The following is a 15,586-nucleotide window of genomic DNA, read 5'->3' as shown; positions in this document are numbered from 1 at the left end:
GGCCACTTGGGTACTCCTCCCTAACCGATTCCTTTCAGCTGCCAGTAACTGAACTGACAAAGATTAGTATATAGCCTGGAAGACGATATTTCAAGGGTTTTTTGAAAAATAAAATCAAAAAATTTCTTCTCCAGAGCCATTTCCAAGGTTTTCAAGCACCATAACCTATGTTGCTCAATTGGTTTGAAGAAAAAAATACTCTCTGAAATCTCAGAGAGTATCCTCATTATTTTGTGCCAAAAAGTCTGTCTCCAGCATCACCTAAACCAGGAACGATATATCCGTTCTCATTGAGCTTCTCATCAATGGAAGCAATGAAAATATCCACATCAGGATGCTTTTCTGAAAGAACTTTGATTCCTTCTGGTGCAGCCACAAGGCCTACGAACTTGATGCTCTTGGCTCCTCGTTTCTTCAACATATGAATTGCGTCCACAGCAGATCCACCAGTTGCGAGCATTGGATCCACCACGATCACATCACGCTCTTCGATGTCCTTAGGCAGCTTGCAGAAGTATTCAACAGGCTGAAGAGTGCTTTCATCACGGTACAGCCCAATATGCCCAACTTTTGCGGCAGGCACAAGTTTCAGCATACCATCCACCATACCGATACCGGCTCTTAAAATTGGAACAATGGCAAGCTTCTTTCCAGTGATGGTTTTGCAGTGAGCTATTGCTACCGGTGTTTCAATATCCACATCTTCCATCGGCAAATCCCTGGTTACCTCATAAGCCATGAGAGTTGAGATTTCTTCCACCACTTCACGGAACTCTTTGGATCCTGTGTTTTTATCGCGGATGATTGCCAGTTTGTGCAGGATTAAAGGATGATTGATTTCTGTTACTTTACTCATTAAATGTTTTCCTCCTCAGATATGGTGTATTGTTCTTCCAGCTTAGTAATTTTGTCGATTCTCTGCTGATGTCTTCCTCCCTCAAACTCGGTTCCCAGGAAGATATCAACAATATCCAGTGCGAGGCCCGGTCCAATAACGCGCTCTCCCATGGTTAGGATATTGGCATTATTATGCTCCCTTGTCGCATGGGCACTGAATGTGTCATGTACCAGTGCAGCGCGAACTCCTTTGATTTTATTCGCTGCAATACCGATTCCTATGCCAGTACCACAAATAAGAATACCATACTCATGGCTTTTGTCCACCACAGCGTGTCCAACTTTCTGGGAGATGTCAGGGTAATCACAGGATTCCCTGGAATAGGTCCCAAAATCTGTCACCTCAATCCCCTTATTTTCTAAGTGCTCCTTGATCAGATTCTTTAGTCCGAATCCACCATGGTCTGATCCTAACGCAATTTTCATCTACTTACCTCCTGTATTTTTCAAAATCCGGAATATTCTGTATCAGCCTTCGAATTTCACTAAATGTTTCCACATAATGCCGCTCACTCATCCCATAGGGATCAATGACGTCACCAGACTCTCCTGCAAGCTCTTTAAGAGTGAAGACTCTATCACCGCCATAACGCCGTTTAATCTCCCTCTTCTGGGCTTCTGTCATCGTTACAATATAATCCGCTTCAGATATATCAAAATCTCTCAGCTCTTCCGCATCGCGTTCAATGACGAACCCGTACTCTCTTTCAAGAACATTCTTTGCCTCATAGGACAAAGTACTGCCCCGATGAACAAAAAGCCCCCGGGATACAGCTTTGGCTCTTTTATATGTTTCATTAAAGATGACTTCTGCCATGGGACTTCTGCACGTGTTCCCTGTACAGACAAACAGTACATTCATTTCTTACACCTCAATTATATGGAATGATGCAGCTTTCTTCAGCCGGTTCATGATGGCTCTGGACACACCGACTTCCTGAAACCCTTCCGATAATATCACATCCACCTGTGCATCGTCGAACCTCCGAAGTCCTTCAAAAAGGTTCCTTGCCACTTCTCCCAGGTCACTTTGGGTACCCATAGATACAAAAGTAATGTTTTTTCCATTATACACTGACTTTCTCTCTATGGGAGCAAAAACTCCCACAGTTTTCCCGTTTTTTAACATTTCATCAATCTGCCTGAGAATTTCATTCTCCACCATTGCTGTTTCCCCACGGAAAATCGTCATCGGCGCTTTGGGGGCATAATGCCGGTATTTCATCCCCGGTGCTTTAGGCGCTTCCTCCTCTTCCACTCTGGTTTTCGCTTCCTCATAGACTACTTCTTGATCAATTCTAAGAAGATCCTCATACGTGATGTACCCTGGTCTAAGAAGTCTTGGCGGAGAGACACTGTAATCTACGATGGTGGATTCCAGTCCAACAATGGAACTTCCATCTCCTATGATCATATCCACTTTACCATCAAGATCTTCCACGCATCTTTCAAAATTTGTGGGACTAGGACGGCCTGAGATATTGGCAGAGGGTGCTGCAATGGGATGTCCGAGAGCTTTGATAAGAGCTCTGGCAACTTCATTAGAGGGCATCCTGATGCCGACACTGTCCAGTCCTGCACTGGTCTCCAGAGGCACGATATCCGTTTTCTTGAGAATGATGGTTAAGGGACCAGGCCAGAATGCATTCATCATCTCTTGAGCCTTTAGCGGAATCTCCTTTGCATATGGAGAAATCTCCCGATCCGCCACATGAATGATAAGAGGATTATCCTGAGGTCTTCCCTTTGCTTCAAATATTTTTTTCACAGCGGAAGGATTCAGTGCATCTGCCCCCAGGCCATATACTGTTTCCGTCGGGAATGCCACAGTACCGCCACTTCGAAGAACTTCACCTGCAGCCCGAAACACATCTTCTTCCAGTCCTTTTCTTAAATTTACCTTCTTTGTATCCATTTTTACTCCTAAAAATGGGGACAGTACTACTGTCCCCCCTCATTAGCTATTTCTATTACCCATGGCTTTGAGTTTTTCAGCCTGGTCAAACCGAATCAGGGAATCAAGCATCTCATCCAGATCTCCGTCAAGAAAAGCATCCAGTTTATAGAGTGTCAGGTTGATTCTATGATCTGTTACTCTACCCTGCGGATAATTGTAGGTCCTGATTCTTTCAGAGCGGTCTCCTGTCCCTACTTGGGATTTTCTTTCATCAGCAATACCCTTATTTCTCTCCTGTTCTGCAATCTCATATAATCTGGAACGAAGTATCTTAAGGGCTTTTTCTTTGTTCTTCAGCTGGGATTTTTCATCCTGGACAGCCACCACAAGCCCAGAAGGCATATGCGTGATTCTGACAGCAGAGTCTGTGGTATTTACAGACTGTCCGCCGTTACCTGATGAGCGGTACACATCCACACGGATGTCATTCATGTTGATTTCCACGTCAACTTCATCCACTTCAGGAAGCACCGCTACCGTTGCTGTGGATGTGTGTATTCTGCCTGAACTTTCTGTATCTGGCACTCTCTGAACTCTATGAACGCCAGACTCGTATTTCATCAGTGAATAAACGCCCTGTCCTTTCACCATGAAAACAACTTCCTTGAAACCACCGATATCTGTTTCATTAAGGCTCATGATCTCAACTTTCCATCTTTTGCTTTCTGCATATCTGGAGTACATTCTAAAGAGATTATAAGCAAACAGAGCCGCTTCATCTCCGCCTGCTCCACCTCTGATTTCAACAAAAACGTTTTTGTCGTCATTGGGATCCTTTGGCAGCAGCATAATCTGAAGTTCAGACTCAATCTCTTCCAGTTTCACTTTGATATTTCTCACATCTTCATTGATCATTTCACGCATGTCCTGATCGTCTTCCACCTGAAGCATCTCCATATTGGCATCAAGTTCCTCCTGAAGTCCCTTGAATTCACGGTACTTCATGACGATACTCTCAAGATCGGAATGCTCTTTTACCAGTTTCTGCCATCTTTCATGATCGGCAATCACATTGGGATCACTGATTCTCATGGTCAGCTCTTCATATTTACCTTCTACAAAACTTAATCTGTCTAACATTATTTTTACTCCTTTTCATTTGCACTTCTCCTAAAAATAACATCAGGAAAGCTAAGTCTCCGGAATCAGCAGGCCAGATACTACTCTGGAAAGCCCGGAAAAGTCTTTTACAGTATGAACATTTTTAAATCCATATTCTTTCATCATCTTCTCCACCTCACTGCTCTGATCATAACCGATTTCAAAAATCAGCATTCCGTTTTCTCGAAGATATCTTGGGGCCTGTTGTGTGATGGATCTATAAAAATCCAGTCCGCTATCTCCACCATACAAGGCTAAATGCGGCTCATAGTCGCGAACGGTCTTTTCCAGCTTTTTCATATCCTCACCGCTGATATAAGGAGGATTGCTTACAATAAGATCATAGGAATCTTCTATGCTGGAGAATAAGTCAGAATACACAATCAGGACTCTCTCTTCAAGTCCTAACCGGACTGCATTCTCATTTGCCACATCCAAGGCCTCTTTATTTATATCAGAAAGCGTTACATTTGTAAATTCAAAAGAAGCAGCAATGGAAAGACCAATGGCTCCCGAACCACAGCAAAGATCTAAAACCTTTCTGTATCCATGGCTTCTGATCGCTTCCAAGGCTTCTGTCACAGCAACTTCCGTATCCGGTCTTGGAATAAGAGTATGTTCATTCACCCTGAACTCCATCCCCATAAATTCCTTGCTGCCCGTGATATAGGCGACAGGCATCCCCTGTTCCCGTTTTTGCAAAAAGAGCTCATAAAGATCCTGCTCTTCCTTTGAAAGACTTTCATCCCCATGAACGAGAAGATAAGTATCATCTTTTTTAAGGACATGCTTAAGGAGCACACGCGCATCTAAGGCTGGTGTCCCGGAAGCTTCTCTCATTCTAGCCGTGCCTTTTCTCAATGCCTCACGAATGCTGTTCAATTTCCATCAGCCCTTCCGCCTCTTTCAGCGCTCTTATAGAAACCTCAAGCATTTCATCAAGAGGTTCTTTTGTTGTCAGTCTTTGCAGCATCATACCAGGATAGGCAATAGCGGTTTGAAGGGGACCTTTGGTTTTGCCAAGCCACCTTAAGATCTCGTAGGTAATTCCGGATATGAGAGGCAGCAGCAGTATTCTTGTAACAACTCTTATGACAGGATGTGTCCATCCAGTAAAACTGAACACAACAATACTCACCGCCATAACAAGAAACATAAAGTTGGTGCCGCATCGTTCGTGGTACCTTGTACAGCTTCTCACATTCTCCACCGTCAGATCCATTTCATTCTCATAACAGATGATGGCTTTATGCTCCGCGCCATGATACTGGAATACACGGTAGATATCTTTGAGTTTGCTGATGCCATATAGGTATCCTATAAAGATACTGAGCCGAAGCACTGCTTCTGTGATGTTCAGCACGATGGTAGGAAAATCATATCTTCTCAGAAGGCCCGTAATCAGTGTTGGCAGTACAAAAAACAGAAGAACGCTAAGCCCCAGACTAAAAATGAGCGTCAGTGTCTCTATGATCTTCTCTCCCTTTTCACCGAACTTATCTTTCAGAAAAACCTCGAATTTTGTAGGCTCCTCTTCCTCTCCAAATATGGACGCGGACCAGTTCAGACTCTTGATACCAATCCTCATGGAGTCCACCAGAGCCACAGCGCCACGGACGAGGGGCCATCTGAAAAAAGCGCTCTTTTGGGACAGGGGTTTCGTGTCATCATGGTGCACTACAATCTCCCCTTCAGGATTTCTTACTGCTGTGGCTATTCCTTTCAGCCCACGCATCATAACGCCCTCGATCACCGCCTGGCCGCCTACTGTTGTATTTCTCATTCCTTCACCTTATCTTTCTATAAATTCTTCTTCTTTTCCTCTGCCTTTTTTCGGTACTTAAAGTAGCAGTCTGCGCAGAGAGACTGGTACTCCACATCACCTTCCAAATCGATGGCTACTTGAGCACCTTCAAAAATAAACTCTCCATTGATTTTCCTGCCATTAAGCAGCGCTTTCTTTCCACAGGTGCAGATGGTTTTCAGCTCTTCGATGCTATGGGCCAATAGAAGGAGCCTTGCACTGCCTTCAAAACCATTCATAAGAAAATCAGTTCTCAGACCGTAGCAGATGACAGGAACTTTAAGCACAATGGCCACTTTCAAGAGCTGGTCGATCTGTTCTGCTTTTAAAAACTGCACCTCATCCACAAGAATGCAGTGAATTTTTCCTTCATTCTGAATCCACTTCTCAGTGACCTCATAAAGATCATCAGATGTTCTTACGCTGAAATCAGCTTCTCTCACCACACCAAGCCTTGAAACAAGTCTGTTTCCGCCTTTTGTATCCACTTGAGGTTTGAATATCTTTACTTTCATCCCTCTTTCTTCATAATTATATGCCACTTGCATGAGGTTCGTGGATTTCCCTGAATTCATTGCACCATAACGAAAATATAATTTACTCATTCATCTTCCCCCTGTACTCCTTCATACCCAATCCATTATATCATTTTAGGTATCCATTATCCATAATATTGTTGACTCAGAGAATTCTAAGTGTTAGAATTGAATAGTTAAAAAATGATGAAATTGAGGTGAAATAAATGAAAGAAGGCATACATCCAAAGTACAACAATGAAGCTGTTGTTAAGTGTGCATGTGGAAACACATTCGTTACTGGTTCAGTAAAGGATGAGCTTAAGGTTGAAATATGTTCTCAGTGCCATCCATTCTTCACAGGTAAGCAGAAGATTGTAGATGTTGGCGGAAGAGTAGATCGTTTCAAGAAGAAGTTCAACATCACATCCACAGAAGAATAGAATCTTCATTTATGAAAGGCCCGATTTTATCGGCCTTTTTTATTTTAAAGAAAAACAGGAAGTCAGAGCTGCTGATTTCCTGTTTTATTGCTATATTAGAGCAACCCAAGCTCTTCTGCCAGCTCGTTCAGATAAGTCCATCTCTCCATAGCTACATCTAGAGCGTCCTCTATTTGGGCTTTCTTTTCAAGTAGAGGGGAAAGCTTTTCGAAATCAGCTGCGTGAAGACTCATCAGCTCCTCCACAGAAACAAGTTCCTTTTCTAAAGATTCGATCTTACCATCGATCTCAGCAAACTCTTTCTGTTCTTTGTAACTGAACTTTGTTTTAACCTTCTCTTTGGGCTTTTCTTTCTGGACATCCTGGGAACTTTTTTCCTCTACAGGCACAAGCTCTGATTCACTCTTTCTTTTTTCTTCAAACTCTGTGTAATTTCCAAAGTAGATTGAAACTTCTCCTTCTCCATCAAAGGAAAAAATCTTCTCAGCCACCCGATCCAGGAAGTAACGGTCATGGGACACTGTGATGACCGCCCCAGGAAAAGTCTCCAGATAATCTTCCAGAACACTCAGCGTTTTGATATCCAGATCATTGGTCGGCTCATCCAGAAGGATCACATTGGGTTTTTCCATGAGCATCCGAAGAAGCATCAGTCTTCTCTTTTCACCACCTGAAAGAAGCGTAATCGGTGTCCATTGTTCTTCCCCCGTGAAAAGAAATGTTTCCATCATTTCACTGGCACTCACTGTACCCTCAGATGTTTCGATAACTTCAGCAGCTTCCTTAATATACTCGATGGCTCTCATCTTTTCATCTGGAATGGTATACTCCTGGGAAAGATATGCAATCTTTACTGTATCCCCCACATCCACAATCCCCGCGTCTGGCGAGATCTTTCCTACAAGGATTTTAAGAAATGTGGACTTGCCGATGCCGTTCTCTCCCACTATCCCGATTCTGTCATCCCTAGCCACCATATAGGAAAAGTCTTTCAGAAGCGATTTATCTCCATAAACCATTGAAACACCTTCGATGGAAATGATTTTCTTGCCAAGTCTCGATGATACCGCTTTGATCTCAAGAGCATCCTCTTTTAGGAGGACCTCCTTGGATGAAAGCTCTTCAAATCGGTCAATACGGGCTTTCTGCTTTGTGGTCCGGGCTTTTGCACCACGCCTGATCCATGCCAGTTCCTTCACTAATAGCTTCTGTCTTTTCCTTTCTGACGCTTCTAGAATGTCCTCCCGTTCTGATTTCATTTCCAGATATTTGGAATAATTGACAGGGTAACTGAAGACCATGCCTCGGTCTATTTCCAGGATCCTGTTTGCCACACGTTCCAAGAAATAACGGTCATGTGTTACCATAAGCAGAGCTCCCCTTCTATTTTTCAGATACTCTTCGAGCCATGAAACAGATGCATTGTCTATGTGGTTCGTCGGTTCATCCAGGATCAGCAGATCAGAGGGGGTAATAAGCGCCGTGGCCATGGCTACCCGTTTCTTCTGTCCGCCTGAAAGCTCATTCATTTTTTTATGAAAATCTGTTATGCCAAGTTTTGTTAGAATCATTTTTGCTTCCGCTTCAAGTGACCATGCATTCGAAGTCTCCATGTCATTGGAAAGTTTCAGCATCTTCTCCTGAAGGTCTTCATTTTGTGGATCTTGCTCCAAAGCAAGGATTCCTTCCTCATAGGCTTGAAGAACCTTCAGTACTGGCGCGTCTCCATGAAACACCTGCTGAAGCACAGAATAGTCTTCTATGATCGGCGGTTCCTGGGAAAGATAGGATAAAGAAGCCTTGGATACTCTCTGGACAAATCCGGTATCTGGTGAAATCACACCTGCAAGCACTTTCAGAAGAGTCGATTTGCCAGTCCCGTTGACCCCGATGATCCCAATCTTATCTGTATCCGTCAGCGTCAATGTGACGGATTCAAAAAGCTTTTTCATTCCATAATTTTTCGATATATTTTCTGCGGTAATGATATTCAAAATAATTTCTCCTTAGTGAACAAACGATCAGCCGTTCTCAAGATTAAGCAACTAGAAAACACCTGAAAGACTCATGATATGAATCTTCAGGTGTTTTATTATACCACTAAATTAGTTTGCCATGAAGAGCTCAATGTCTTCATCCACTTCTCCGATGGTGGCGATGCCAAATTTTTCAACCAGCACATTGGCAACGTTTGGAGAAAGGAATGCAGGCAATGTGGGTCCAAGGTGAATATTTTTAACACCAAGGTATAAGAGGGCGAGCAGTACAATGACCGCTTTCTGCTCGTACCAGGCGATGTTGTAGGCGATGGGAAGGTCATTGAGGCTTTCTAGTCCAAAGATTTCCTTGAGCTTCATTGCAATGACAACTAGAGAATAGGAGTCATTACATTGTCCTGCATCAAGCACTCTAGGAATCCCTCCGATATCTCCTAGGGGAAGTTTATTGTATCTGTATTTTGCGCATCCAGCAGTTAGAATTACTGCATCCTGTGGCAATTTTTCCGCAAACTCCGTGTAATAATTTCTTTGATTCATTCTGCCATCGCAACCTGCCATGACAACAAATTTACGGATCGCACCGCTCTTTACTGCATCCACTACCTTGTCTGCCAGTGCCACTACCTGTGCATGGGCAAACCCCCCCACAATCTTACCTGTTTCAATCTCTGTTGGTGCTTTCAATGTCTTAGCAAGCTCTATAATCTCAGAAAAATCTTTCACTCCATCTGAATCCGCTTCGATATGACCACATCCTGGGTATCCAGATGCACCTGTTGTAAAGATACGATTCCTCAAATTCTCATTTCTTGGGGGAACAATACAGTTGGTAGTGAAGAGAATTGGTCCGTTGAAGGATTCGAACTCTTCGACCTGTTTCCACCATGCATTTCCGTAGTTTCCCACAAAGTTGTCATATTTTTTGAACTCAGGGTAATAGTGGGCTGGCAGCATTTCACTGTGTGTATAAACATCCACACCAGTACCTTTTGTCTGCTCCAGGAGCTGCTTCAGATCTGTAAGATCATGTCCTGAAATCAGAATTGCAGGTCTGTTACGGACACCGATATTCACCTCTGTAACTTCTGGATTACCAAACATGGACGTATTCGCATTATCAAGAAGAGCCATAGCCTTTACACCCAGCTCACCAGTTTTTAGTGTCAGCGCAACCAGCTCATCTGCCCCTAGATTGTTGTCCATAGTTGCTGCCAAAGCCTCATAGACGAAGCTGTAAATCTCATGATTCTCTTTCCCGATATTCAGCGCATGATGGGCATAAGCCGCCATACCTTTTAGGCCATAGATAATCAGCTCTCTAAGGGATCTGACATCTTCATCTCTCGTAGAAAGAACACCTACCAAAGCTGCTTTTTTCAGCATGGAAGCACGGTTTGTCACTTCAAAGTTTATCGCATCGGATTTTACGTCCAGTTTTAATGAAGACTTCAGTTCATCCCTATAGGCAATCATCTTTCTGATTTGCGCCTCAATGGCATCCTCATCAAAGTTCGCATTAGTGATGGTCATGAAAAGCGAATTGATCACCTCATGATTGACTTTTGTCAGTGTTGAAGCTTCAATACCTCCCGACATAACGACCTGAGAAACTCCTTTAATGGTATAGATCAGAAGATCTTGAAGATTCGCCACTTCAGGGCTTTTTCCACAAACACCGATGATTTCGCAGCCTGTACCACGGGATGCTTCCTGACACTGATAACAGAACATATTTGACATTTTAGTTCCTCCTAGCTCTCGCATATTATATGTAAGACCATAGGTTCCGAATGATACTGACCTTTCGGAACAAGTATGGACTTCTTATCTCTACGTCATCGATTATAATAGAACAGCCGAACAAAAACTGTAACACCTGTTACACATTTAGAGAAAAGACAAAAAAGTATTGCAGCATAAAATGAACAGAAGTTCCAGAAAACCCATCCGAGTGTTTCACTCTGGATTATTCCATTTCCTTAGATTTCAAGCTATACTATTAGAGTCCAGAAGAATGAAAAGAGGTATCGATATGAAAGAATCCATACAGAGTCTGCTGAAAAACGCACTTTTTAACAATATAGATGAAGAAGAACTACATAGAATATTGAGCTTCGAAAGCTGTAGAGAAGAAGTCTTCGAGAAGGACAGTCTGGTGGTTCAAGAAGGGGACTATTGTGACACCATAGGTTTCGTTCTTGAAGGAACTCTCACCATTCAGCAGTATGGAAGAAGCGGTGATGCCCTTACAATCAATATCTTCCGACACGGTGAATGTTTTGGTGCACCACTTCTATTTACGAAGCAGGCAAAATATCCCTTCACATTGGTAACCACATCAAAGAGCAAGGTCTTGTTCATTCCCTTCAAAGAAATGAGACATATGCTTGAATCCAGTAGGACATTCAATTTCAATTACCTTACATTCCTGTCTACTCATATCTTTGTATTGAAAAATAAAATAAAAATACTGGCACATAATGATGTACGCTCAAGATTGATGATCTATCTTGCTAAGGAGATGGAGCTTGCCGGAAGCACCCACTACAAAATGAGACACAAAAAAACCGAAATCAGCGAAATCATAAAAGTCGCCCGCCCCTCTGTCTCCAGAGAGTTGTCCAATATGGAAAAAGATGGTCTTATTAAGATTGAAGGCACCCATGTGACCATACTCTTAGAGGATGAGTTTCTGTTGTAGGTTCTGAGCTTGAATTTTTCTTAATCAATCAAAAAAACAGCATCCGATACATAGCATGCATCGGATGCTGTTTTTTTTACTTACTGAAAACCTGATTGATTTTAAGTGCTTCGATAAACTCTTCATTTGTTCCAGACTGACTCATCATTCTGATCAAATCTTCAGTGACTCTGTCCTGTGCTGAAATGGAGTTCATTTGTCTTCTGATATTCATAGACATTTCGTATTCATCCTGAGAGAGAAGCGCCTTTTCTTTTCTTGTTCCAGACTTATAGATATCTATAGCCGGGAATACTCTTCTCTCCTGCAGCCTTCTATCCAGATGAACCTCCATATTTCCTGTACCTTTAAATTCTTCGAAAATCATATCATCCATTCTGGATCCAGTTTCTACCAATGCGGTAGCAAGAATGGTAAGACTTCCACCTTCCTCCATGTTACGGGCTGCACCAAAAAACTTCTTCGGCATGATAAGAGATGCAGGGTCCAGTCCTCCCGATAGCGTTCTTCCTGAAGGTGTCACGGTCAAATTGTATGCTCTGGCCAGTCTTGTGATGGAATCCATAAGAATCACCACATCCTGCTTCTGCTCCACCATTCTTTTGGCACGCTCCAGAACCATTCTCGCGACTTTTGTATGATGCTCCGGTTCTTCATCAAACGTGGAATAAATCACTTCCCCATCGATGCTTCTTTGCATGTCCGTCACTTCTTCAGGCCGTTCATCTATAAGCAAAACAATGATTTTTATAGATGGATGATTTTTCGCAACATTTTGCGCGATTTTTTTCAGTATCGTTGTTTTCCCGGCCTTTGGCGGTGCAACAACAAGTCCTCGCTGACCTTTCCCCATGGGCGCCATGAGATCTATGATCCTCATTGAAATATCGTTCTCTCCAGGTGCTTCCAAATGAATCCGCTCTTCAGGATAAATGGGTGTCAGTTTTTCAAAATAAGGTCTTCCAACGGATTTCTCAGGATTCTCCCCATTGATTTTCTCGATGTATGTAAGCCCCGCGAATTTTTCACCTTCTCTTGGATACCTGGCATACCCTATAACTTCATCGCCCGTTCTTAAATCAAATCTCCGGATCTGTGGCGGTGAAACATAAACATCATCTGTACTGGACAGATAATTTGTCCCTCTTAAAAAGCCGAAATTATTTGTTTCCAGTATTTCTATAACACCACGGACATCATATTCATTGCTGTATTTCACTCTGCGTCCACCCTCTGACCGGTGCACTTCCCTTGGCGCTGCATTCTTTTGGGGAATCGCTTCTTGATCATTATCATCCTCAGGATCTTCCGAAAGATCCTCTGGCGCTGGCGTCTGCACAGGATGTTCTTTCGCTAACTCTTCCGGTTCATTCTCTTGTTTCTTCTCGTTTTTTTGCGCATAATGCTCTTCCAGTAAAGCAATCAGCTCATTCTTTCTGTACTTCTGAAAACTCTTTATTTGAGCATCTTTTGCAAGCTCACGAAGCTCTGTCAGTTTCAGCTCCTGGAACCTGTCTGTTTCAGTAACAGTCATCGGCATGCCCTCCTTTTTTATTCTGTTTCTATGATTGTGCAAATTGTTATAAAATCTATGCGAAGATAGAAATGTGTCATTTATAGAAGCTGTTTGATCGGTCTGAATGTTTAATCAGGAAACTCACTAGAATAAGCACAGAACTTATAAGACCATTCATAAAGATATTGAGCGAACATAACCAAGACATCCCCTTTTCTTAAAAGATGGGAATATATCACGATACATCTCATTATACCAGATGTTTGCCAATGAAAAAACAGCACCCATACGAATGCTGTTTTGATTTCAGTTATTTTTGAAGTTACCGGGTATGGTTCAGTGCATGTTCAACAAATGAAGCAAACAGCGGGTGAGGGCGATTGGGTCTGCTCTTCAGTTCAGGATGGTATTGAACCGCGACAAACCAGTCTAACTGTGGAATCTCAACAATCTCCACCAAGTTCTTCTGAGGGTTTCTGCCACTGAATTTCATGCCTGCTTTCTCGAATTCGTCCATGAAGAAATTATTGAACTCAAACCGATGTCTATGTCTTTCAGAAATGTTTTCCTCTCCATAGGCCTCAAAAGCTTTAGAAGATCTCTCAACTTTTGCTTCATACTTACCAAGTCTCATGGTCCCACCCAGTCCATGAATATTTTTCTGCTCTTCCATGAGATCTATCACAGGGTATTTGCCATCCGGAACAAACTCGGTACTGTGAGCCCCTTCATATCCAAGGACATTTCTCGCAAACTCCACTACAGCAGCTTGCATCCCAAGACATATCCCAAAAAATGGTATGTTGTTTTCTCTTGCATAAGAAATGGCTTCAATCTTTCCTTCAACACCTCTTTCTCCAAAGCCTCCAGGAACGAGTATGCCATCGACATCTTCAAAAATCTCTTTAGCCCGGTCTCTTCTGACTTCCATGGCGCTGATCCACTTCACTCGCACCTCTGCATCGTGAACAAGCCCGCCATGGGACAGAGCTTCCACCACTGAAAGATAGGCATCATGGAGCTCCACATATTTGCCCACTAATCCAATGGTTACGCGCTTTTTAGGTTTCTTGATTTTTTCCACCATTTTTTCCCATTCTGTATTATCAGGTTCACCGCAGGAAAGGTTCAGCTTTTTACAAACAATGGCATCCAATCCTTCTTTATAGAGCAGCAGCGGAACTTCATACAATGTATCCGCATCCAGGTTCTCAATGACCGCTTCTTCTTCCACATTGCAGAAAAGACCAATCTTTCTTTTGAGTTCAGAGGATATCTTCTTCTCAGAGCGGCACACAATAAGATCCGGCTGAATACCGATGCCTCGGAGTTCCTTCACGCTGTGCTGTGTAGGTTTTGTTTTGAGTTCCCCAGCTTTTCCTAGAAACGGCACCAGAGTCACATGAATGAAGAGCACATTGCTTGCACCAGCATCATATTTCATCTGTCTGATTGCTTCCAGAAATGGAAGGGACTCGATATCTCCAACAGTCCCGCCAATCTCAGTAATCACAACATCCACATCTTCACAGGCAGCATCCTTGATCTTCTCTTTGATTTCCGATGTGATATGAGGAATCACTTGCACCGTTCCCCCAAGGTAATCGCCGCGACGTTCTTTAGAAATAACACTGTGATAAATCCGCCCCGTAGTGACATTGCTGTTTTGGGAAAGGTTCTCATCAATAAATCTCTCATAATGTCCCAGATCTAAATCAGTCTCAGCCCCATCTTCTGTCACAAATACTTCTCCATGCTGATAAGGACTCATGGTGCCAGGATCCACATTCAGATACGGATCAAACTTCTGAAGGGTAACCTTCAGCCCTCTGTTTTTCAGCAGACGCCCCAAGGATGCCGCAGTAATCCCTTTTCCCAGAGATGAAACCACACCGCCAGTGACAAAAATAAATTTGGTCTTTTTCATAAAAATACCTCCAAAGATATTGACAACAATTCCACCTTTGGTATAATAAGAATTACCCCCTTATTGATAACATAGGCTTTTTGTGTCTTTATGTACAATAAATATAAAAATAATGATAGCATAGTTTTCTTTCCCATGCTACCATTATTTTTGTATTTATTTTTTTTATCACCTAAAACATTTCCAACATCCGCACATCTTTCATATTAAGAGGGATTCGAATGATCCTGACCGATCTTTTCAATCACATGAATCGTCATTTCATTCTGTTCAAAAGGATCCCCGGCAATTTCGAGCTTATACCGAATATAAATCCGCATCTGCCTATCTTCTCTCCATATACTCACTTTATCCGTCTCCAAAACCATGGACATGGAACCAACTTCCATTTTGTACACAAACCTGTCTCTGTGGTTCTCTCTGAACACCATGGTCGCCTGAATGTTTCCAGTTCGCACCAGCGTGATCTCTTCACCACTCACTTCAATCTGAGTATGAACCCCTTCCATGCCCGTGAGCGCACTTTCATCATAGGATAACCTATCCACACCTTCGGTCATTTCGCGGTATCCCCAGTAGACAACCTCTATGGGATCCTCATTGACTCTGCTGTTCTTCACTTCAATCTTCACTCTCTTCACGATATCACCCCCAAGTCACTTCTACAGTATAAGGTTTTTTTAAGAATCAACACCCTGTTTTTAACATGACATTAATATTTATAT

At 42.7% G+C, this 15,586-nt stretch carries 15 protein-coding genes; 2 read left to right on the top strand and 13 right to left on the bottom strand.

The annotated features are described in order from the left end of the window. Positions 1-226: 226 nt before the first annotated feature. From upp to DEF30_RS10355, 8 genes are read right to left on the bottom strand one after another with little or no spacing between them, the layout of a single operon-like run. On the bottom strand, positions 227-856 hold the full coding sequence (upp, locus tag DEF30_RS10390; protein WP_074910509.1) for a uracil phosphoribosyltransferase: 630 nt from the start codon (positions 854-856) through the stop codon (positions 227-229). Then, positions 856-1,323 carry a ribose 5-phosphate isomerase B gene (rpiB, locus tag DEF30_RS10385; protein WP_294099040.1) on the bottom strand — a complete coding sequence of 156 codons (468 nt, stop codon included), beginning with the start codon at positions 1,321-1,323 and terminating at the stop codon, positions 856-858. Before rpiB ends, upp begins: the two co-directional genes overlap by 1 nt. A gap of 4 nt (positions 1,324-1,327) precedes the next feature. Continuing rightward, positions 1,328-1,759 (bottom strand): hypothetical protein, encoded by a 432-nt coding sequence (locus DEF30_RS10380; RefSeq protein ID WP_294099037.1) that lies wholly within the window; start codon positions 1,757-1,759, stop codon positions 1,328-1,330. A gap of 3 nt (positions 1,760-1,762) precedes the next feature. After that, a complete protein-coding gene (locus DEF30_RS10375) occupies positions 1,763-2,812 on the bottom strand; it encodes an L-threonylcarbamoyladenylate synthase (protein ID WP_294099034.1) in 1,050 nt (349 codons plus the stop codon). Positions 2,813-2,854: 42 nt separating this feature from the next. After that, positions 2,855-3,937 (bottom strand): peptide chain release factor 1, encoded by a 1,083-nt coding sequence (gene prfA, locus DEF30_RS10370; RefSeq protein WP_294099058.1) that lies wholly within the window; start codon positions 3,935-3,937, stop codon positions 2,855-2,857. Between the two features lie 48 nt (positions 3,938-3,985). Then, entirely contained in the window at positions 3,986-4,837 is an 852-nt protein-coding gene (gene prmC, locus DEF30_RS10365) for a peptide chain release factor N(5)-glutamine methyltransferase (RefSeq protein ID WP_294099031.1), read from the bottom strand. After that, on the bottom strand, positions 4,821-5,738 hold the full coding sequence (locus tag DEF30_RS10360) for a DUF1385 domain-containing protein (RefSeq protein ID WP_294099030.1): 918 nt from the start codon (positions 5,736-5,738) through the stop codon (positions 4,821-4,823). The genes prmC and DEF30_RS10360 overlap by 17 nt, the downstream gene beginning before the upstream one ends. Before the next feature lie 17 nt (positions 5,739-5,755). Then, on the bottom strand, positions 5,756-6,364 hold the full coding sequence (locus tag DEF30_RS10355; protein ID WP_294099027.1) for a thymidine kinase: 609 nt from the start codon (positions 6,362-6,364) through the stop codon (positions 5,756-5,758). Positions 6,365-6,501: 137 nt separating this feature from the next. Between DEF30_RS10355 and rpmE the strand changes: the two genes are divergently transcribed. Next, complete coding sequence (gene rpmE / locus DEF30_RS10350; RefSeq protein WP_031573325.1) at positions 6,502-6,717, top strand: 50S ribosomal protein L31; 216 nt, start codon at positions 6,502-6,504, stop codon at positions 6,715-6,717. Positions 6,718-6,812: 95 nt separating this feature from the next. On the opposite strand, the gene DEF30_RS10345 is transcribed toward rpmE, so the two are convergent. Next, on the bottom strand, positions 6,813-8,711 hold the full coding sequence (locus tag DEF30_RS10345) for an ABC-F family ATP-binding cassette domain-containing protein (RefSeq protein WP_294099021.1): 1,899 nt from the start codon (positions 8,709-8,711) through the stop codon (positions 6,813-6,815). A 111-nt stretch (positions 8,712-8,822) separates the two neighbouring features. Next, entirely contained in the window at positions 8,823-10,457 is a 1,635-nt protein-coding gene (gene hcp, locus DEF30_RS10340) for a hydroxylamine reductase (RefSeq protein WP_294099018.1), read from the bottom strand. A 292-nt stretch (positions 10,458-10,749) separates the two neighbouring features. Here hcp and DEF30_RS10335 point away from each other — a divergent pair, with 292 nt between their 5' ends. After that, positions 10,750-11,418 carry a Crp/Fnr family transcriptional regulator gene (locus DEF30_RS10335; protein WP_294099015.1) on the top strand — a complete coding sequence of 223 codons (669 nt, stop codon included), beginning with the start codon at positions 10,750-10,752 and terminating at the stop codon, positions 11,416-11,418. A gap of 76 nt (positions 11,419-11,494) precedes the next feature. On the opposite strand, the gene rho is transcribed toward DEF30_RS10335, so the two are convergent. The 3 genes from rho to DEF30_RS10320 all read right to left on the bottom strand — a co-directional run bounded on the left by rho (position 11,495) and on the right by DEF30_RS10320 (position 15,502). Continuing rightward, entirely contained in the window at positions 11,495-12,952 is a 1,458-nt protein-coding gene (gene rho, locus DEF30_RS10330) for a transcription termination factor Rho (protein ID WP_294099012.1), read from the bottom strand. Positions 12,953-13,256: 304 nt separating this feature from the next. Beyond that, positions 13,257-14,861: a CTP synthase gene (locus tag DEF30_RS10325; RefSeq protein ID WP_294099009.1), complete on the bottom strand. Its 1,605-nt coding sequence runs from the start codon at positions 14,859-14,861 to the stop codon at positions 13,257-13,259. 206 nt (positions 14,862-15,067) lie between these two features. Continuing rightward, entirely contained in the window at positions 15,068-15,502 is a 435-nt protein-coding gene (locus DEF30_RS10320) for a DUF1934 domain-containing protein (RefSeq protein ID WP_294099007.1), read from the bottom strand. Positions 15,503-15,586: the final 84 nt, after the last annotated feature.

The sequence above is a fragment of the Proteiniclasticum sp. genome (assembly GCF_003514505.1).
In the GTDB taxonomy this organism is placed as follows: Bacteria; Bacillota; Clostridia; order Clostridiales; family Clostridiaceae; genus Proteiniclasticum.
This window is presented reverse-complemented; position numbering and strand designations above follow the sequence as displayed.